This is a genomic window from Psychrobacter proteolyticus (assembly GCF_039762275.1).
GTDB lineage: Bacteria > Pseudomonadota > Gammaproteobacteria > Pseudomonadales > Moraxellaceae > Psychrobacter > Psychrobacter proteolyticus_C.
Genome location: NZ_JBDLOB010000005.1, coordinates 191,277 through 211,975, shown reverse-complemented (window position 1 = coordinate 211,975; position 20,699 = coordinate 191,277). Strand labels below are relative to the sequence as shown.

Annotated in this window: 17 protein-coding genes; 9 read left to right on the top strand and 8 right to left on the bottom strand. The window is 43.6% G+C overall.

The features are described 5' to 3' along the window. The first annotated feature begins 472 nt into the window (after window positions 1-472). From ABFV72_RS09830 to ABFV72_RS09810, 5 genes are all read left to right on the top strand, one after another. Window positions 473-1,699, top strand: coding sequence for a S1 family peptidase (locus ABFV72_RS09830; RefSeq protein ID WP_347163449.1), 1,227 nt, complete (start codon window positions 473-475; stop codon window positions 1,697-1,699). Between the two features lie 42 nt (window positions 1,700-1,741). Next, window positions 1,742-3,058 carry a phosphoribosyltransferase domain-containing protein gene (locus ABFV72_RS09825; RefSeq protein ID WP_347163447.1) on the top strand — a complete coding sequence of 439 codons (1,317 nt, stop codon included), beginning with the start codon at window positions 1,742-1,744 and terminating at the stop codon, window positions 3,056-3,058. Window positions 3,059-3,100: 42 nt separating this feature from the next. Then, on the top strand, window positions 3,101-3,931 hold the full coding sequence (locus ABFV72_RS09820) for an HAD hydrolase family protein (protein ID WP_347163446.1): 831 nt from the start codon (window positions 3,101-3,103) through the stop codon (window positions 3,929-3,931). 78 nt (window positions 3,932-4,009) lie between these two features. After that, a complete protein-coding gene (locus tag ABFV72_RS09815; RefSeq protein ID WP_347163444.1) occupies window positions 4,010-5,191 on the top strand; it encodes a cysteine protease StiP domain-containing protein in 1,182 nt (393 codons plus the stop codon). Between the two features lie 65 nt (window positions 5,192-5,256). Then, the gene (locus ABFV72_RS09810) at window positions 5,257-6,321 is read left to right on the top strand and encodes an HpcH/HpaI aldolase/citrate lyase family protein (RefSeq protein ID WP_227670654.1); all 1,065 of its coding nucleotides are present in this window, start codon (window positions 5,257-5,259) and stop codon (window positions 6,319-6,321) included. Between the two features lie 151 nt (window positions 6,322-6,472). On the opposite strand, the gene ABFV72_RS09805 is transcribed toward ABFV72_RS09810, so the two are convergent. After that, complete coding sequence (locus ABFV72_RS09805) at window positions 6,473-7,285, bottom strand: alpha/beta fold hydrolase (protein ID WP_347163443.1); 813 nt, start codon at window positions 7,283-7,285, stop codon at window positions 6,473-6,475. A 339-nt stretch (window positions 7,286-7,624) separates the two neighbouring features. Between ABFV72_RS09805 and ABFV72_RS09800 the strand changes: the two genes are divergently transcribed. After that, window positions 7,625-8,422, top strand: a complete 798-nt coding sequence (locus ABFV72_RS09800) for an enoyl-CoA hydratase/isomerase family protein (RefSeq protein WP_201567434.1) — start codon at window positions 7,625-7,627, stop codon at window positions 8,420-8,422. Between the two features lie 69 nt (window positions 8,423-8,491). Here the strand turns inward: ABFV72_RS09800 and ABFV72_RS09795 are convergent, their stop codons facing one another. From ABFV72_RS09795 to acnB, 3 genes are all read right to left on the bottom strand, one after another. Next, window positions 8,492-8,935, bottom strand: a complete 444-nt coding sequence (locus ABFV72_RS09795; RefSeq protein ID WP_298807216.1) for a PACE efflux transporter — start codon at window positions 8,933-8,935, stop codon at window positions 8,492-8,494. 204 nt (window positions 8,936-9,139) lie between these two features. Beyond that, a complete protein-coding gene (locus ABFV72_RS09790) occupies window positions 9,140-9,583 on the bottom strand; it encodes a DUF805 domain-containing protein (protein WP_347163441.1) in 444 nt (147 codons plus the stop codon). A gap of 205 nt (window positions 9,584-9,788) precedes the next feature. Continuing rightward, complete coding sequence (gene acnB / locus ABFV72_RS09785; protein ID WP_057760857.1) at window positions 9,789-12,392, bottom strand: bifunctional aconitate hydratase 2/2-methylisocitrate dehydratase; 2,604 nt, start codon at window positions 12,390-12,392, stop codon at window positions 9,789-9,791. A gap of 405 nt (window positions 12,393-12,797) precedes the next feature. Between acnB and ABFV72_RS09780 the strand changes: the two genes are divergently transcribed. Next, complete coding sequence (locus ABFV72_RS09780; RefSeq protein ID WP_347163439.1) at window positions 12,798-13,208, top strand: carboxymuconolactone decarboxylase family protein; 411 nt, start codon at window positions 12,798-12,800, stop codon at window positions 13,206-13,208. Between the two features lie 148 nt (window positions 13,209-13,356). Further along, window positions 13,357-14,400: a lipoyl synthase gene (gene lipA, locus ABFV72_RS09775; RefSeq protein ID WP_057760861.1), complete on the top strand. Its 1,044-nt coding sequence runs from the start codon at window positions 13,357-13,359 to the stop codon at window positions 14,398-14,400. 144 nt (window positions 14,401-14,544) lie between these two features. On the opposite strand, the gene ABFV72_RS09770 is transcribed toward lipA, so the two are convergent. Genes ABFV72_RS09770 through ABFV72_RS09760 form a run of 3 tightly spaced genes read right to left on the bottom strand, consistent with a single transcriptional unit; the run spans window position 14,545 to window position 18,119 of the window. Next, the gene (locus ABFV72_RS09770; RefSeq protein ID WP_347163481.1) at window positions 14,545-16,548 is read right to left on the bottom strand and encodes a TRAP transporter permease; all 2,004 of its coding nucleotides are present in this window, start codon (window positions 16,546-16,548) and stop codon (window positions 14,545-14,547) included. Window positions 16,549-16,558: 10 nt separating this feature from the next. After that, window positions 16,559-17,122 carry a DUF1850 domain-containing protein gene (locus ABFV72_RS09765; protein WP_347163438.1) on the bottom strand — a complete coding sequence of 188 codons (564 nt, stop codon included), beginning with the start codon at window positions 17,120-17,122 and terminating at the stop codon, window positions 16,559-16,561. Continuing rightward, entirely contained in the window at window positions 17,100-18,119 is a 1,020-nt protein-coding gene (locus ABFV72_RS09760; protein ID WP_347163436.1) for a TAXI family TRAP transporter solute-binding subunit, read from the bottom strand. Before ABFV72_RS09760 ends, ABFV72_RS09765 begins: the two co-directional genes overlap by 23 nt. Window positions 18,120-18,586: 467 nt before the next feature. On the opposite strand from ABFV72_RS09760, the gene mtnP reads away from it, so the two are divergent. After that, window positions 18,587-19,480: an S-methyl-5'-thioadenosine phosphorylase gene (gene mtnP, locus ABFV72_RS09755; protein WP_347163434.1), complete on the top strand. Its 894-nt coding sequence runs from the start codon at window positions 18,587-18,589 to the stop codon at window positions 19,478-19,480. 158 nt (window positions 19,481-19,638) lie between these two features. On the opposite strand, the gene ABFV72_RS09750 is transcribed toward mtnP, so the two are convergent. Beyond that, window positions 19,639-20,682 (bottom strand): methyltransferase domain-containing protein, encoded by a 1,044-nt coding sequence (locus ABFV72_RS09750; RefSeq protein ID WP_347163433.1) that lies wholly within the window; start codon window positions 20,680-20,682, stop codon window positions 19,639-19,641. Window positions 20,683-20,699 lie beyond the last annotated feature (17 nt).

The window sequence follows — 20,699 nt, the reverse complement described above, 5'->3', positions numbered from 1 at the left end:
TCGAGAAACAGCAATAAGCTTGAAAATAAGATTAGAATTAATAGGTTTAAATCAAATACTATTTTTAAACTTTACAGATAACACTTGGTCACAGTAGAGTTACTAAATAGCAATAGATTTTGATTGTATTATCACCGGAATCTTGTTTTGTAGCAATACGCTATATGGCTTTGTCCGATAAGTGGCTACATTAACCGACAAATGGCTAGACTATAAAACCTCATTATTATTTTCTAAAAGTAATTAATTATTAAAAGGAATTCCGAAACTATTAAAACCTATATATCTTGATATATCTATTATGCAATTAATCTTAACTGTATATTAAAACACCTATTAACGTTTTCTCTTTGTAGAATGATAGGTTCGAAATAAAATCAAAACCCTTTATGTAGTCAGACTTTAGTCTCAAGGATAAAATAATTAAACAATAAAAATAATCATAATCGCGCAAATAAACTAAGGAAATGTGATGTCGAAGCAAGTCGAATTAGTGCTAGGAGCCAATACGGTTATCGAAAATCCACAATGTTCGATCGCATTTTCTACTACTAAACCATTAGAGTTTGGACAGCAGCTTGGGCTATTATGGTTGCCATTAGATACCCATCGTAAAGCCGTTTGTAGTCCTGCTTATTTACATGAGTCTAAAGACTGGGCTCAGCTCGATAACAAGGATAATCCAAGTACATGGCAGTTAGATTTACCCCTGTTATTTGATAAAAATAATGTTAGTTTCTTACAACTGATTGCTTATGTTTATCATGATCCAAGCCTGAACTTGCCAGCGGTAGAGTTGAACGACGTAAGCCTCACGCTCAATAATGGAGATATTCGCTATAACTTCACAACAAACGATCGGCATATCAAAGCGGCGATTATATTAGAAATATATCAGCGTAATGGACAGTTCAAGTGTCGGGCGCTTGGTGAGGCATCAACGCAAGGCTTAGCAAGCCTTGAGCATCATGTACAGGTTAGTCTGGATGTTCGTCCACCTAGCACACATACGCTTATTCAAGAAGCGCAACAGCAGCAGCGTACTCAACCAAACAACGAAGCTCGCCCTCCTCGTCAAGTACAAGCAGGCGAGACTTGGACAGGAACAGCGTTTGCTATTGATCCCTATCATCTGCTGACCTGCTATCATGTGATTGAGTCAGCAGCGATGGTTGGCATACGTCAGCAAGGTCAGCCTGATCGCGAGGCACAAGTTGTACTCAGCGATATCGGAAGCGATTCAGCTATTATTAGAGTTAGCGATCCTTTGCCTAGCTACCTCCCATTGGCGCAGCAATGTGTTGATATATTGGGTGAGACCATTACCACACTGGGGTTTCCGTTATCAGGACTGAGTAGTCAACTGCAAGTCACTCAAGGCTGTATATCAGGACTGACAGGCTTAAACAACGATATCCGTCACGTGCAATTCACCGCACCCATTCAGCCTGGTTCTAGTGGTAGTCCTTTATTATTGCCGACTGGAGAGGTCGTCGGCATGGTCACATCCAGTCTGGTTCATGAACATGCACAAAATATGAACTATGCGGTGAAATTTCAGTTATTATCTGCCCTACTGGCGAGCGCTGGCATCAGTTTGGAGAAAACGTCTGATTTGACCAGTGCTACGCCTCTTACAACACCTCAGCTAAGCAAGCAAAGTCGCAGGGCCTTATGGCTGGTTGGCTGTCAGGGTTAAAAATCTACGACGACATATAATTAAAAGCGCCAAGGAATATGAATGTTAAATGAGCAACACAGTACGACCATCACCCTACCCCGTGGTACGCTAGATCTCACTTATCAAACTAACTCAGCCACCAATAAATCAGCCACCAATAAAAATGGCGCAGAACAACACGAGCATTATCAATTAGAAGATTTGCTAGGATTTGCCCAGCGTATTAATCCAAAGCGTGCGTTTTTGTTTGTCTCAAAAGTGCTAGGTCGTCATATTCCCGTTGCGCCAAGTACTATGCGAGAGGCATTTACTGATTTGGCTGACTTAGTGCCTAATAACTTGGCTGAGCCAGTACTAGTCATCGGTATGGCAGAGACCGCTGTTGGCCTATCTGCTGGTGTACATCAAGCGATACAAACGCGCTATCCTCAAGCCCTGCTATTGAACTCTACGCGTCATGCACAGCACGATAAAAGTAGTGATGCCAATGGTACCAACTCCTTGCTGACGACATTTTGTGAAGATCACAGTCATGCCAGCCAGCATTTGATTTATCAGAGCAAAGATAGCGTTACTCAAGCGCAGCTACTGGCTAGTAAAATACTGATTATGGTCGATGATGAAGCCTCAACGGGTAATACCTGTGTGAATGTCGTCACTGCCTTACGTGAAGCAGGACTGAGCCAGTTAGAACAAGTGCATCTAACAACATTGGTCGACTGGTCATTAGATCAAGAAACACCTAATCCACAGTCAGATGCTACACCTGCACGTATGGCCGATCGTCTCGCTGGTATTGAGTTTCATCGTCATCATTTACTGTCTGGTGCATGGCAATGGACAGATGCACCCAATCCTGAACCTATTACGATGCCATCGGTTGATACTACTGCCGCTGGTAGTCAGGCGCTCGGTGATACGGGCAACTGGGGGCGTTTTCCAACGCTAGACAGTACAGAGGGTTTTGCTAACTACCTTTCGAGTTTTCAAGCTGCATTTACCCGTTTCAATGATCAAGAAAACTTTGATGTTGCTCAGCTACCAAAAAGAATCTTAGTCTTGGGTAGCAATGAGTTTGTTTGGTTGCCATTTCTATTGGCTGAATGGCTTGAAACAGAGTCCGACAAGCTCAACGACGATACAGCGTCCATGGTTAATTTTAGCGCATTAACCCGTTCACCGATTGCGCTTGGTGGAGCGATTACCACGATGCTGAGCTTTCATGATAATTACGGGCTTGGTATGACCAATTTTGCTTATAACGTTGAGCCTAGTGATTGGGATTTGATAGTGTTGTGTATAGAAACATCAGCTGATAGTGTGGATGCTATGTGGCGAGGTTTAGATAACGTGCTAGTGGTGAGCCCTAGTCATTAAACTGCTCTCTAACTTTCAAACCTATTATTTACGGACGACGCCATGACTACCTCATTTTTTAAAGCCAACTCAGATATTAATAAGCCTTATGCCTTGATGGATTTGGATGACACGTTATTCCAAACCCAGCGTAAAATTGATGCATGGGACTTACCCACTACTGAGCGTGAAACTTTGGTTTGTGCGACGGTCAATAAACAAGACGAGCCACTGAGTTTTATGAGCCAGCGCCAAGCAATCTTTTTTAACTGGCTACTTGCTAGCACTGAATTAATCGTAGTGACGGCGCGGGATCGTAGTGAAATAAAACGCGTTAAGCTGCCATTTGATAGCTGGCAAGTATTGACCCATGGAGCGATTATTTTAACGTCTGACGGAGCGCTGCTGAGCAGTTGGCAGCAGCATATGTATAGTAAGCTTGCGCCATTGCAAGATAAGCTTAATCAGTTAAGCGAATTATTTACCAGTCATAGTCAAAGCGAGCAAAGTCATCTAGTATTTACACCGCATATCGATAGCTTTAACAATGGTTCTACGGATGAAGAGCTAACCATTTATCTGGCTATCAAACATGCACAGAAAGACCATCAAGCGCTCGTAGATTTAGCTGAGAAACTGCCCACTCTGATACGTGATTTTGACCAAGATTTCTATGTACATGTGAATGCTAATAACCTAGCGATATTGCCCCATGCGGTTCATAAGCGTCATGCGGTACAGTTTTTATTAGAGCATCATTTAGACCATCAGCGTCCCAGTTTTGGCTTTGGTGATAGCTTAGCTGACCTGCCTTTCTTACAGTTATTGGACTGGTACGGTATGCCCAATCATGGCCAACTGCATGAGCAATACCAGTCTAAATCGTCAGGCTAAACCATTAGTTTAAATCATCAGCTTAAACTGCAGCCACGCAAATCCACTGTCATCATCACGAGTGCTATTATTCATACTATGACTTTACCTAATATACAGATAAAAAGAGCTACTCTGCAAAACTATGGCTCAGGCAGCTATCTTGCAAGCGATGTCACTGTCCTACTCGATATAGTGGATAAGGACGCGGTTGCCGATGTGCCCGTCAGTCAAAAAGAAGCGCTTATCCAAAGCGGACAACGCCATTACTCTGACATGCTGACTTTAGAGCAATCACCTACTGCCATGCATGAGCAGCTATACATACAGGCATTAGAGGAAGGCTCAACAAGGACCGCGACTGATATCGCTCATTTATCTCATACGCTATATCATGTTTTTCAGCAGAATGTGAGTGATGAGCATCCACTGGTTTTAGTCAGTTTGGTGCGAGCTGGTCTGCCGATTGGTGTGTTATTGCAGCGTGCGCTGTCGGATACAGACAGTAGCTATCGCCTGCCAAGTGTACATTATGGCATCAGTATCATTCGGGATCGTGGTCTTGATCCAGTGGCCCTGCAAATGCTACTGGAAGCTTATCCAAACAGTCCAGTCATATTCGTCGATGGCTGGACAGGTAAAGGTGCCATATATCAAGAGTTGGCTCGTAGTCTAGAGACGTTTAGCGATTCTACTCATGTTAATTTTGCTAATATTTTTCATCAAGGTGCTAACGTCATTCCGCTACTGACTCTTGCCGATCCGGCTGGCGTTGCTTGGCTCGCGGCTAGTGAAGAAGACTGGTTAATCCCATCAGGGTTGTTAAATAGCACCGTATCAGGATTAATTTCACGCAGCTTGTATACAGAGCCGTCATCAGGCCTGCATCGCAGTGTCTTTTATGATGATTTAATTGAGGTAGATCACAGTTTGGCATTTATTGAGCGTATCGATGCCGTGAGACGATCATTGGCTACAACTCCAGCGCGTTTACCGACTTACCAGCAGCCACGCTACCAGACTGCGGCGTTGATAGAGACGCTGGCAGCAGATTATCATATCGTCAATCGCAACCGTATTAAGCCGACTATTGCTGAGGCAACACGTGCCATATTACGCCGTGATCCCGAGCGTATATTGCTCGCTACTGCTGAGCACCCTGATACCATATTGCTACGCCATTTATGTGCGCAACGAAACATCACTATCAGTGTATTAGGTGATAAAATACTGCCTTATCAAGCCATCACGCTTATCAAGCAGCGCTCCCAAGACACTTAATACATTTAACGGTATTAAATATTTTCTTTTTCGTTCTCTTATACTCTCTACTTATGATGCCAATTATGTCAGATATGCTAAAAACCGAGTCAGACCTTTACAATGATACCCAATCTTATGCGCATCTGATCACTGAGCGTCATGCGATGGTCAAGCCGCACACGCACCATCCATATCAGCTCGGTGCTAGCTTATACATGCCTGCGACTCGCCAAGATATTTGGCAAGTCATCAAACGAGATAAATTACCGACGATTAATAGTATTATTATCTGTCTAGAAGATGCTGTCAGTCAGCAGGATGTTGAGTTAGCGCTTGAGCGTTTGCGAACCCTCCTAAATACTTGGGCTGAGCATGTGAATAGCATTAATGCGCCATCTAAATCGGCGAAGATTCATGCCCAGCATCCGACGCGCCCACTGGTCTTTATACGTCCACGTAGCCCGATGATGCTACAGCAACTGGCTGACTATACCCATATCGATCTTATCGATGGTTTCGTCATGCCAAAAGTTGATATGTATAGCCTATCTAACTGGCGCATGGCTTGTCAGAACCTAAAAGTAGATCAACTACTTATGCCGACGCTTGAAACCGCAGCGCTGTTTAATCCGCATCACAATCAGGAGCTTGCCATCGCTTTTAAAGAAGCGTTTAGCCAGCCAGTTTTTGCATTGCGTATTGGTGGTAATGACTTATTCGCAGCATTGCGCTTACGTCGCCCAAAAAACAGTATTGTCTACGACTCACCTATCGGTACGTTGGCTTATCAAATGCTTGGCTGTTTTGTGCCGCATGGTTTTTATCTTACCGCGCCAGTATTTGAGTACTTGGATCAGCCGACGCTATTTATGCAAGAGTTGAACCGAGACGTCAGCTTAGGCATGGTGGGAAAAACTGTCATTCATCCAAGCCAAATCGCCCTAGTACAGCAAGCTTACTGTGTGCCACTGAGTACACTGGATGAAGCACAAGCGATCCTTCACACTGAAGCCAAAGCCGTATTTAAGTACAATAATACGATGCTAGAGCCTGCGACGCACCGTGCTTGGGCGACTGAAATTGTTAATCGTGCAGAAGCCTTTGGAACCATTGATGATGGACATAGCCAATACAGCTCACGAATGTAGCTTTCATTGCCGATAATGGCTGTCTGCCATTTAACAACTTGTACCATGCAAAAAGCCGCTATCAAATGACAGGTAGCGGCTTTTTTATATAGATATTTGCTTAGGGTTTTCTATAGATATGAGGCTTTAAAGCTCTCGAACAGTAGCTACACTAAGCACAACTTTCCAAAAACTGACGAAGTACTTGGTTCACTTGATCAGGCTCTTCTACTGTCGATGTATGACCCGCACCTTTGATAATAGCAAGCTTGGACCCAGCGATAGCAAAATGCATGCGTTCAGACTTAGCATAAGGCGTGGCGGCATCTTCATCACCTACCACAATCAGTGTTGGCGTTGTAATCTCACCCAACTGCTCATAAGTACCTGTACGCTCAATCACGCCCATTGTTGCTTTGACCACGCCGCCCTTGCGATTGCTTTGTAGCATAGTCAGCCACTGCTTACGGTCGGATTTGCGCAGTTTGTCTGCCAGAAACGTACTACCAAACATGATTGGCATGACTTTATTACTCACACGCTTCATACCTAACCAGCGAATGGCTTTGACCAGCTTGCGATACTGAGGTATGTTTTTTGGATCTTCAGGGTCAGCAGAGGTTTCTAACAGCGTTAACGACAATAGCAGCTCAGGGCGTTTGAGCGCAATACGTTGAGCCACGAACCCGCCCATAGATAGCCCAACAAAGTGACATTTATCAATACCAAGCGCTGCAAGCAAGTCAAGCGTATCTTCAGTCAGCGTCTCCATATCATAGCCAGACTTAGTAACCTGAGACTGACCTTGCCCGCGAAAATCAAAAGCAATACAACGGTAGTCTGTTTGAAAATGCTCTACTTGCTTATCATACATCTGTGAGCTCCACAGTAGACCGTGAGCAAATACGATAACGGGCTTTTGTGTGTCGTTCGGTGCACTGTCTTCGTAATAAATATCAGCGTTATTTACAGTGATAGTTGGCATAACCACATCCTTGTTTGATCAATGAAAAGTTCGAGCGTACCCTTGTGTCTTTTACGACTCTTTTACGCTCAATCTGGCATATTAGCATAATCCATTAGCCCCTTAGGTCATAGCCTTTTTACGAGCCAGTCGTTTTGTCCCATTAGCTAGCATCAGCTTTTACGATAGAATAGGAAAGTTTACCAGTATGTAGATGTGTCTTAAGCGCCCACAAAACACGCTTTTATAATCATAGCAAGCTGCTATAGTAATCAGCATTGAACCATTTTCACTTTTATTTCGTACCATTGTCATTGATACAAAATATTAAAACAGTCATTTAATATAAGGAAATCTCAAATGTCACAGTCTCTCGTCGATTATCAAGTTGCAGAGCACATTGCTACCATTACCTTTAACGATCCAAAAAGCTTAAATGCCTTTGGCACACCTTTAAAAAACCAAGTCTTGATAGCGCTAGATAAAGCAGCTGCAGATGATCAAGTACGAGTGATTATTTTACAAGGGGCTGGTGGTAACTTCTCAAGTGGCGGCGATATTAAAGAGATGTTGTCTGAAGGATTAGACAAGGATATTGTTTCAAACAAATTAAGAGGTATGGTAGAAGGTGCAGGCGAAGTCAGCTTAAAATTACGTCATATCCATAAGCCGATTATTGCCAAATTAGAAGGTGCCGTAGCTGGTGCTGGCATGAACTTGGCGCTTACTTGTGACTTCCGAATTGCCGCAGACAATGCAAAGTTTGTACAAGCGTTCGTTAATATTGGCCTAGTGCCAGATGCAGGTGGTATTTACTTATTAAACCAATTGGTTGGTGCAGCAAAAGCCACTGAGCTTGTAATGCTGGGTGATAAACTGAAAGCCGAAGATATGGCACGTTTAAATCTAGTGAACAACGTAGTAAGTATTGACGAGCTAGAAGCCACCGTACAAGCATTGGCGTTACGATTGAGCCAACTGCCAGGCAAAGCATTGGCCGCTATGAAAGAGAGCTTCAACGTACACGCCTTCGCTGGTTTAAGCGCAGCGTTAGATACGGAGGTAGAACAGCAGACCGTAATGGCAAAAACCGATGACTTTATCGAAGGGGTTAGCGCCTTTATCGCAAAGCGTAAGCCTGTATATCAAGGTAAATAAGAAAATAAACAATGATGCTATCAAAAAAGGGCTGCCAGTATGGTAGCCCTTTTTTATCTGTACTTTTAATCAAGAGGCAGTCGCGGAGTTATAATGATAAGGCAAAGTAAATATTTTATCGAAAATAAAAGTAAAAACGAAGTTGTATATTAAGAAGAAAACCATCAAAGCCGCTTCCATCATAAATGCTTCGATCAAGCCAACATCGTACCAGACGATATATATTGGCAAGCAGATCAATACCAGACCGATTTCAAAAATTAGCGCATGCGCACTACGAATAAGCAGCGTACGCTCAGCTATATGCCTGCGCTGCTCCCAAGTCTCAAAAGCGGTGTTGTAGACGAAGTTCCAAATAATGGCAGCGAGCGATATCATCATAGCAGCGGGCAGCGATTCTGATGCATCACTATTGCTAAGCTTCATTAGTACAAAGGTAGAGGAGATGATTGCCAAAATCTCAAACACAATCACATAGACAATTCGGCGTTTAACTGGGGATAAAGTAATCAACCAAGACTCCAAAGCACCTGTATTTAAACAGTAAGGTGCATATCAAAGTATCGGTCCGTCCCGAGAGAAAAAGATAGATTGAGTGCAGAGCCACGGTTTCCGCCTGCCCCTATATTATACAGAAATCAGAGTCAAAAATCAGTGAGCAAATTTGTAAACAGGCGTAAGCCGTTTTATTAACGATTATCGCCTGTTTTAACCGGACTATTTTGCCGGTAGACCCCATTTATTGGTTTCAGGCTTGGTATCACTCACTAGAAATACCAGCAATATAATAGAGCCTATCAGTGGCACTATCCCTATCAAAAACCACCATCCTGAGCGGCTAGTATCATGTAAGCGACGGATAGTCACGGCAAGACCAGGCAGAAATAAACCGAGCGCCGCTACTATGTAAAATAAACCTGTCTCTGAGCTGAATATTATTGCGTCTAACAGCATTGCAACGATCATCACCCCCATTTGTACTAGAAAAGAATACCAATACTCTTTACGGCGCGCACGGCCAGAAAAATTCGTGTAATTTCTCATGCCCTTTTTAAACCAATCAATGATGCCATAATTTGTTTCAGCGCTATGATTGTTAGCCATCGTAGATCTGGGCAGTGGCGGCGGAGTCGCTTTATCGAGCTTAATATTATTTTCCATAGGGCTTTTTATCTCAGTCGTGAAAAGTAGAAATCGTCAGTTAACATTATTAATAATTGGCTTTGATTATAGATACTCAATAAAAGTTTGTAAATGAATACTAGTTTTCTTAGAGTCATCAATAAAAAACCCCGCATCATGACGATACGGGGTTTTTTTGTTTTACGTATAAAGCTTCTAATTTTAAAAGCTTATATACTCAATATTAGGTCAACTGAGCAACGTTAATCTTGTCTGCTTCTTCAGTATAGTCTTCCATACGGTCGAAGTTCATGTATTGATAGACTTCATCACCCATGCTGTTTAGCATGCCAGCATATTGCTGATACTCATCGTTAGTCGGTAGTTTACCAAGTACCGCTGCGACTGCTGCAAGCTCTGCAGAAGCTAGGTATACGTTAGCGCCTTGACCTAGACGGTTCGGGAAGTTACGAGTTGAGGTCGATACCGCAGTAGATTTCGGTGCGATACGTGCTTGGTTACCCATACATAGTGAACAACCTGGCATTTCAGTACGAGCGCCGGCTTGTGCATAGATGTTGTAGTAACCCTCTTCCATCAACTGGCGTGCATCCATCTTAGTAGGTGGTGCAATCCATAGACGAGTTTTCAGGCTACCTGCTGGTACGTCTTGTAGCAATTTACCAGCGGCACGGAAGTGACCGATGTTGGTCATACATGAACCAATGAATACTTCATCAATGGTATCACCAGCCACGTCTGCTAGCGTTTTTGCATCATCTGGATCGTTCGGGCAGCAAAGGATAGGCTCTTTGATTTCGCTCATATCGATAGTGATGTCGATCGCGTATTCAGCATCATCATCAGCACGCATGAGGCTTGGGTTAGCCAACCACTCTTGCATTTGCTCAACACGGCGGCTGATCGTACGTGCATCGCCATAGCCTTCTGAGATCATCCACTTAAGCAGCGTGATGTTTGAGTTTAGGTACTCAGTCACTGACGCTTCAGACAAAGTGATGGTACAACCAGCAGCACTACGCTCAGCTGAGGCATCAGACAATTCAAACGCTTGCTCAGCGGTCAAATCTTCTAGGCCTTCGATTTCAAGAATACGGCCGTTAAACTCGTTGATTTTACCTTTCTTATCAACCGTCAAGTAACCCTCTTTGATTGCTTGGTAAGGGATAGCATGTACTAGGTCACGTAGAGTGATACCAGCTTGACGCTCACCAACAAAACGAACACGAACAGATTCAGGCATATCAAGTGGCATTACACCAGTTGCAGCTGCGAAAGCAACTAGGCCAGAACCCGCTGGGAACGAGATACCCATTGGGAAACGAGTATGCGAGTCACCACCAGTACCAACGGTATCTGGAAGTAGCATACGGTTCAACCATGAGTGAATGATACCATCACCTGGACGTAAGCTGACGCCGCCACGGTTCATGATAAAGTCAGGTAGTGTGTGCTGAGTCTCAACGTCAACTGGCTTTGGATAAGCAGCAGTATGACAGAATGACTGCATCACTAGGTCCGCTTGGAAGCCCAAACATGCCAAGTCTTTTAGCTCATCACGTGTCATCGGACCAGTGGTATCCTGAGAACCGACAGTCGTCATCTTAGGCTCACAGTACATACCTGGACGTACGCCTGTCAGGCCACACGCTTTACCAACCATTTTCTGTGCAAGCGTAAAGCCTTTACCAGTATCAGCTGGCTCTTCTGGCTTAGCAAAGATGTCTGAATGACCAAGACCCATGTATTCACGAGCACGGTTAGTCAAACCACGACCAACGATTAATGGAATACGGCCGCCAGCACGAACTTCATCAAGCAATGTTGGTGAGTTTAGTGAGAACGTTGATAGTACTTCATCAGAGTCATGCTTAGTGATTTTGCCTTCGTACGGATAGATGTCAAATACATCGCCCATGTTTAGGTTATCAACTGCAACCTTTTCGATTGGCAATGCGCCAGAATCTTCCATCGTGTTGAAGAAGATAGGAGCGATATTATTACCAAGTACGAGACCGCCGCCACGTTTGTTTGGCACGTTAGGGATATCTTCACCCATCAACCACAATACTGAGTTGGTCGCAGACTTACGGCTAGAACCAGTACCAACAACATCACCAACATAGGCTAGCGGATGGCCTTTTTCTTTCAGCGCTTCGATTTGCTTCATTGGGCCAACAACGCCCTCTTCGTCAGCATTGATGCCGTCGCGAGAGTTTTTGTGCATGGCTAGTGAATGCAATGGGATATCAGGACGACTCCATGCGTCTTGCGCAGGTGACAAGTCATCCGTGTTGGTCTCGCCAGTTACTTTGAACGTCGTGTAAGTGGTTTTCTTTGGTACTTCAGCACGGTTCAAGAACCATTCTGCGTCAGCCCAAGACTGAATCACTTCTTTAGCAATAGTGTTGCCAGCTTCAGCTTTTTCAGTCACGTCATTGAACGCGTCAAATACTAGCAAAGTTTTCTTTAATGCTTCAGCAGCGTCTTGTGCAACTTCGCTATCATCTAGTGCAGCAACTAATGGCTGAACGTTGTAGCCACCTTGCATAGTGCCTAGAATTTCAACAGCTTTTTGCTTACTGATAAGTGGTGATGATGTTTCACCCTTTAAGATAGCAGCCAAAAATGCCGCTTTAACGTATGCTGCTTGGTCAACACCAGCAGGGATACGGTTTTCTAATAGGTTCATCAAGAACGCATCTTCGCCTGCAGGCGGGTTTTTTAATAATTCAACCAACTCTACTACTTGTTTCTCATTTAGTGGTAGGGGTACAGTTCCTAGCTCAGCACGTTCTTCGACATGTTTACGATAAGCTTCTAACACAATAGTCGTCCTCGTCAGTTGGGGTGTAGCACATTACGTGGGTAGTCAGCATGACTGCCTGCGTCTATATACTATATGAAATAATTATCCGTGCAATCATAGCTTAAAACGCTTTAAATGTTAATGGCTCAGCTCTGAAAAGGCGCATAGTAAGGCCATATTGAACATTTATTATAAAAATAGTGCCATCAATAATATGATTGTAGCGCTCATTATAACTGGCATTTGCCTGATTACGCTTATCAATAAGCGCTTGCTTTATGACTGAGCAGACACCATATGACTGATATACGCTTTTGTAAGAAACAACTTCGATAAAATCTCGCTTAAAAAAATGTAGCAACTTCGATGTATTAACAGTCGATTTGATAAAAACATTTTGGTGTAAACATTAAGGACGACGATATGACTGATAGCAATACGGGCAACAATCCTAACTATGACAATGGTCTCAAGGTACGCACTGAGGTAATGGGTGAGCAGCATGTCAAACGCTCGCTTGATGCTGCCACAGGATTTACCCAACCGCTGCAAGACTGGATTATTGAGCACGCTTGGGGCAGCACTTGGCAAGATGACTCAGTATTACCACGCAAGTATCGCTCATTAATCACTATTGCCTTTTTAATTGCCCAAAAAAGTCCAAACGAGTTGAAAGGTCATATACGCGGTGCCATTAACAACGGGGCTAGTGTCGCCGAGATTAGAGAAGTGCTCATGCATAGCTTGCCGTACTGCGGTGCACCTGCTACTCAAGAAGCGTTTCGCGCCGCCATAGATATACTGAATGAGTTAGAAATCGATATAGATATTTAAAACTATGGTCGTCCGAGCAATCATAGTAATCTTAACAATATTGTTTAAAAATCGACGATCAAATTTCTGCTATAATATCTGCACTCATAAAACATTCTGATAATTCCATAAACCCTTATAATATAAAGGGTTAAGAGATAACTCCATTATGACAACTGCCGTACAAACACATGTACCTGCTGCTAAGGCCAAACCAAAAAAAGCCATCCAAGGCGAAAAGCTGCGTGGCTATGACAAAGTTGCCCGTATCCCAATTAAGGTGATCCCGACTGTCGAGGCAAAGAAAAAGCCTGATTGGATTCGGGTAAAAATGTCCTCGCCTGCTGAAGTCGCTCGTATCAAAGCAACCTTGCGTGAGCAAAAGCTTTATACCGTTTGTGAAGAAGCGGCCTGCCCTAACCTGCCACAGTGCTTCGCTGATGGTACAGCCACCTTTATGATCATGGGTGATATCTGTACGCGTCGCTGCCCGTTCTGTGATGTAGGTCATGGTCGTCCTAATGAGCTAGACAAGGATGAGCCGCGTCATACCGCTGAGACGATTCAAGGTCTACAGCTTAAGTATGCCGTAATTACCTCTGTCGATCGTGACGATCTAAAAGACGGCGGTGCTGGACACTTTGTAGAAGTGCTAAACGAATCAAGAGCGCTTAGCCCAAATTGCTTGATTGAAATCCTAGTGCCCGATTTCCGTGGTCGTATGGATATTGCATTGGATTTATTGACAGAAACTGCACCAGATGTGTTTAACCACAACATCGAAACCGTGCCACGTCTATACAAAGCCTTCCGTCCAGGTTCTGACTATCAGCATTCGCTAGATTTGCTTAAGATTTATAAAGAGCGTCGTCCTGATATCGCCACCAAGTGCGGCTTTATGGTTGGTCTTGGCGAGACAGAAGAAGAGATCTATGCCCTACTCGATGATCTAAAAGCTCATGATGTAGATATGATCACTATCGGTCAGTATCTACAGCCTAGTAAAAACCATGCGCCTGTCGATCGTTATGTCCATCCAGACGAGTTCCAACGCTATATGGACTACGGCAAAAAAATTGGCTTCTTTAGCATTTGGGCAGGTCCAATGGTACGCTCAAGCTACTTTGCAGATCGTCAGTACTATGGCGAAGACTGCCCAGCACCTATCCGCAGCAAAAAAGCATTAGAAGCTGAAGGCAAACTTGGCTGCTAATTTAGCAATAAATTGATGTGAAAGTAGTTGCGAACAACAGCCGCTAGAACATCTCTTAAGAATATTAAAAAGGGTGAATAACAGATTTGTTATTCACCCTTTTTTTTAGCTTTATTAAACTTACGAATGATTAAACCCAATGCTTTACACGGTTAAAGTTGGCGTTGGCTTTCCAGCTGTTTTTATATTGAATGCAGCAATACCAAGGACAATAATACCACCTGCGATACCAGTCGTAATCTCAGGATAAATCAATAGCAAAGCACCAATAGCTAAGATGATCCGAGTCACCGTATTCATACTGCCTCTAAAGTAGCCTTCAAGTGCCGAGCTCAGCGCAATAACACCCGTCACCGAAGTCACTACCACTGTAATGATATCTACAATAGGTGGCAGTGGGAAATCTTTTGCTGTAACTGCCAAACCGGTAGGATCTATCATCAACATCGTTGGATTATAAATAAACATAAATGGCACGATGAATCCCGCGAGAGCAAGTTTGAGAGATAAGAACCCTGTTTTCATCGGATCACCACCGGATATACCTGCACCCGCAAAGGCTGCAAGACACACAGGCGGTGTAATATTGGCAAAGATACCAAAATAGAAAACAAACATGTGCGCTGACAAGATTGGAATATCAAAACCGGCCAATGCTGGTGCAGCCATCGTCGCCGTAATAATATAGGCAGGAATAGACGGTAGTCCCATGCCCAAGACCATTGATGCCAACATCGTTAGGATAAGCGTAAAGAATAGTGATCCTGCACCTAGCGTGACGATAGAGGATGTCATCACCGTACCAAAGCTGGTCAGACTCACAACCCCAATGATAATACCGACGACCGCACACGCAGCCATAACCGCTAATGACTGGCGCGCACCATCTTCTAATGCACCCAAAATATCAGAAAAGCTCATGCGCGTTTCGGCACGTAGCATACTAATCACAATGGTGAAACCAATGGTATAAGCTGCTGCATATCCCACAGGTACGTTTCTGATTAATAAGAAAATCAAGAAGACAATCGGTAATAGCATATGACCGCGGGCTTTTAATACTTCTTTGACCGCTGGTAAATTTTCTTTAGCAATACCTTTTAGATCGCGACGTCCAGCTCGGAAATGCACCTGCGCAATGACGCCTAAATAGTACAATATCGCTGGCAATAATGCTGCTAAGGCAATCGTGCTATACGGCAAGCCTGTTGTCTCAGCCATGATGAAGGCACTGGCACCCATAATCGGAGGCAAGATTTGTCCACCAACCGAGGCACTCGCCTCAACTGCACCTGCGAAATCTTTGTGATAGCCGACCTTTTTCATCAATGGAATGGTAAAGGCACCCGTACTAACCACATTTGACAAAGCTGAGCCGTTGATACTGCCCATAAAGCCACTAGAGATGACTGCTACTTTTGCAGGTCCGCCCTTTTTATGACCAGCGATAGCCAATGCCAAGTCATTAAATAACTGCCCCATTCCTGAACGTGCTAAAAACGCACCGAATAGAATGAACAAGAAAATGAACGTTACCGATGCACCAATCGCAACAGAATATAAACCTTCTGTTTTTAAGAACAATTGACCAAAGATATCACCCATATCATAAGGGCGAGTCAAAAGCCTGTCAGGCATAAAGTCTAAATGACTGACAAATGGATAGGCCAAAAATATGCCGGCCAAGATTGGCAAAATCCACCCAGTGATACGGCGGCTGCCTTCTAACACGCAAACTACCGTAATTAAGGAAAATATCACATCGACCTGATTGGCCATACCGCCACGCGAGGTGACGATGTCTTGATACTCATAAATGAGATAGCCCATACCGGATAGAGACAGGGCAAACCAAATCCAGTCATACCATGCCACTCGTTTGCGACTGCTTTTTTTGCTGGCTGGAAAAATCAGGAATATCAATGCAAAACCAACACCCACGTGTACAGAGCGCTGTAACAATGCTGGCATTGGATTAAAAGTGATATATAAATGAAACAGCGAATAGAGTATACAAATGCCAGCGATAAAATACTTCACTGGTCCTTGAGTGATATGACGCGTGATTGACTCTCGGTCATATTTTTCCAATACTGCTCGGTTGACCGCATCCGCCTCAGCATCGTTATCAACTTGCGCATCTGGCATGGTAGTCACACTACCTTGATCCGTCACTTGGGAGTTCATGACAAAAGTCCTTTTTAAATCTATCAATTAAATCATACGTCTTAGGCATGATCACCACTTCAGAATAGTCTGGCACCCACTGGTGAATCAAGAAACGATGACCACCATAATCCATTTCACCTTTGGTCAGTCTGGATACGACCCAATTAAGGTGAGGCAGTTTTTCGTTGATTTGATAACCCAGATAGCCAGGCTTTTGTATAGGAGCGAGCATTTCGGTGGAGGGTGTCCCTGCACCGAATGCTTCAAAATAGGTCGTGGTCAATAACAGCTCAGCACCTTCTGTACTGCTGCCGTCTATGCGTTGATACTGCTCTTCCCACCACTGTTTTTCTACAGAATGTATCCAACGCAGCTGAAAGTCAGGCTCAGTAAAGTAACAAACTTTATCATCAGTACCGTCTACGCCTGCGACTCGCACTTCAACGACAGACTGAAGCGTAAAGCCTAACCATAGCGTAAAAAAAACCAGCGCTGCAATAAATGCCGCGCCAGTTAATAACCACAATGAATTACTTGGCTGCTTGTTCGTCATAGTACTTTTTAGCTCCAGGATGGATTGGGGCTACCATGCCATCACGAGCGGTTTCTAGACTGATATCATTGGCCGCTTGGTGAGCTGTTTTTAGACCATCTAAATTATCAAACAATGCTTTGGTTAATTTATAACCATCCGCTTCAGATAGATCAGAGCTAACCAATAATGCATTCATGATTGCTGCAGTTGGTACGGCAGTTTCGTTGCCATAAGTGCCAGCAGGAATCTCAAAGGTTTTGAAGTAAGGCTTGGTCGCGATGATTTCTTTTAGCTTGTCTTGGTTGATAGTGACAATCTGTAAATCTAAGCCTTGCTCTAGCTCCATCAAAGATGAGTTTGGTAGGCCACTACTAAAGAATGCCGCTTCGATCTTACCTGCTTTCATACCATCAGCAGCTTCAGCAAAGCCTAGATAATCAACGGTGACATCATCATATGTGATACCAAACCCTTCAAGTAAAGTACGAGCATTGACTTCTGTACCAGAACCTTGATCGCCTACCGCAATACGCTTGCCTCGTAAATCTTCAATGTTTTTGATACCAGATTTTTTCGAGGTCACGATTTGCACGACATTAGGGTACAAAACAGCAATCTGTTGAATGTTAGTGATTGGCTGCTCAAAGTTGTTTTTACCTTCGACAGCATCTGTCACCACGTCACTTAGTGCCAAGACCATGTCGACCTTGCCTTGGGTCAATAGATTGACGTTTTCGACTGATGCGCCAGTGGTTTGAGTTTTTGAGTTTACGCCAAAGGTTTTGACATAGACTTCAGATAATGAAGTACCAATAATGTTGTAAGGGCCAGACGCGCCGCCAGTAGCGATGGTCAAAAACTTAGTATCAAGCTTATCTGCTGCAGTATCTGTTGCCGCGCTATCTGCAGATGCAGTATCACTGCTCTCTGAGCTTGGAGATGAGCATGCGGTTAGACCTAACGCAGCACTCAACATAGCTGACAAAAGTAATGGGGATTTTAAAGAATTAAGCATTGAATTCATCCTTGAAGTAATCGGTTTTGTACGTTTAACAATATCCGTATTTATACATAAATACGTTACAGACGAGTAATAATATAGTAATTCTGTCAATAAATAAACCTTAGCTTACTTTCTCTTTTTCTTTCAATACCTTATATTTAAAGCTATTAGAGAAAATATAGGTCATTCATTAATTGAGCTAATATATACGTATGTTTTGCTATGCGAAACAAAGTTTCATTTAATAAATATTAAAACAAAAATTGTTGCTATTGTAAACCTTTATCGATATCTAAAAAATATTGTCATATCGCATTATTTCTTAGGAATTTTTAGATATAGCAAATTAATAAGAATTCTCGATTTATAACTATAAGGACAAAAGTTCTGCTATATTTTATCTGAGCTATTTTTTGGTTCAGGATGTTACATGGCGCTAGTCTGTATCTCTCTTTTATTAATCTACTCGGATAGTCCTTATGACAATACCTCACACGGAAGTACTGGCAACGTTATCTGCTGATATTGCTATCATCGGTGGCAGCGGTCTCTACCAAATGTCATCGCTGACCAACAAACGCAGTGTAACGATACAGACGCCTTATGGCAGTCCATCTGATGATATTGTCTTAGGTGAGCTTGAGGGAGTGACCGTTGCTTTTTTGACGAGGCATGGTCAGGGCCACAGACTGACCCCGTCTGAAGTGCCTTATCGTGCCAATATCTATGCGCTAAAAACGCTTGGGGTACGCTATATCGTCTCCGTATCAGCTGTTGGCTCGTTGCAAGCGCATCTTAAGCCATTAGATATGGTCGTGCCTGATCAAATGATCGATATGACCAAGCAGCGAGTGAGTACCTTTTTTGGTGAAGGTGCCGTCGCCCATGTGTCGATGGCAGACCCACTATGCCCTGCCCTAGCAGAACTCTTGACGCGCGCTTATGACCAAGCAGATATTATAGAAGGCACCAGCCATTCTAAAGCAACTTATGTCTGCATCGAAGGCCCTCAATTCTCAACTCGGGCAGAGTCAGAATGGTATCGTCAGATGCAGGCAGATATTATTGGCATGACCAATATGCCAGAAGCCAAATTGGCTCGTGAAGCCAGTATTGCTTATGCCACGTTAGCTCTGGTGACAGACTTCGACTGCTGGCATCCGACGGAAGAAGCCGTCAGTGCCGACTATGCGATAAAGAACCTAATGAAAAATGCGGATAATGCTCAAAAAGTGATACGGCAAGCCGTTGCCTTGATTGCTGCCGAACTGCCTGAGTCAATCGCTCACAATGCTCTCGCGCAAGCATTGGTCACACCTATAGATGCGATGGACGAGCATACCAAGATTAGACTGGCCGCCTTGCTAGCGTAATTTTAGTGCATTTTTTCCATCTTTGACTGACTACTGCTAATCGGTTTAGTCTTAATCTGACTTCAATCAAGTCAAAAAAGGCCATTATCTAAAATAATGGCCTTTCTTATAATTAAGCACGTATATTCGAAATTTATGCTAAATACATCACTTTGATATCAGCAACAACTACCTGCGCCAGATGCCAGCATCATAGCCTGATTAAATGGCATTAACTCACCGCAACCCGCAAAAATACCGTAGTGATGACTGTCATCACCGATAAACTCAAAATGCGGCGCAAAGCGTGATTCTTGCAGCATGCGAAACGTATTGCCACATACTGGGAATACCCGACCAGCTTCGATAGCATGGTGTTTATCGAGATCAAAACGATGCGGGGACTGCTCGATAGTTCCTTTATATATCACCGCTTGTCCATGATCTTCGCAAGCATCCTCAAGCGACGCTATTTTAAATAAGCGATAAGTCGCAGAGAAAAATTGAATATCACCAATTTTAGCTGATAAGGCAGAATCTGTAATCTCAAGTGGGCGATCTTCAACCAGACGTACGTCTAAGAAACCTGCATCTCGTGACAAACGGGTAAAGTCCTTCCAATACAATGCACCGCTCAAACATTCGCCATATAAAACGGGATCATCGATTAAGTGTTGCGGGATACGGCGGTCAGCATAGACATCAGAAAAATAAAACTCCCCACCAGGTTTCAGCAAACGCTGTACACTGGCCATAACCGCGGCTTTATCTGGTGATAGATTGATAACGCAGTTTGAGACAATGATATCGAAGCTATTAGCTTCAAGGTCTAGTTCATCTAGTTTCTCGATATAGCCATGCAAAAATGTCACATTATCATAACCGAACTTATCGACATGGTAGGCTTGATGCTGTCTGGCCACGGCTAGCTGCTCATCGGTCATATCAACACCGACTACGTGGCCACTCTCGCCGACCAGTTGTGCCAATGCATAGACATCTCGGCCTGAGCCACTGCCCAAATCTAAAATTCGGCAGCCTTCGAGCAGTGCTGGGCATACCAGACCGCAGCCATAATAGCGATTCAATACCTCATCGTGAATATTTGCGAGTAATGGCTTGAGCCACTCAGGCATATTACTAATATCACAACAAGCTGAGGTCTTTAAATCATCGGTACTCTGTAACTCTTTGCCATAGTAATTTTGCACGACGTCATGCATAACAATATCCTTATTGA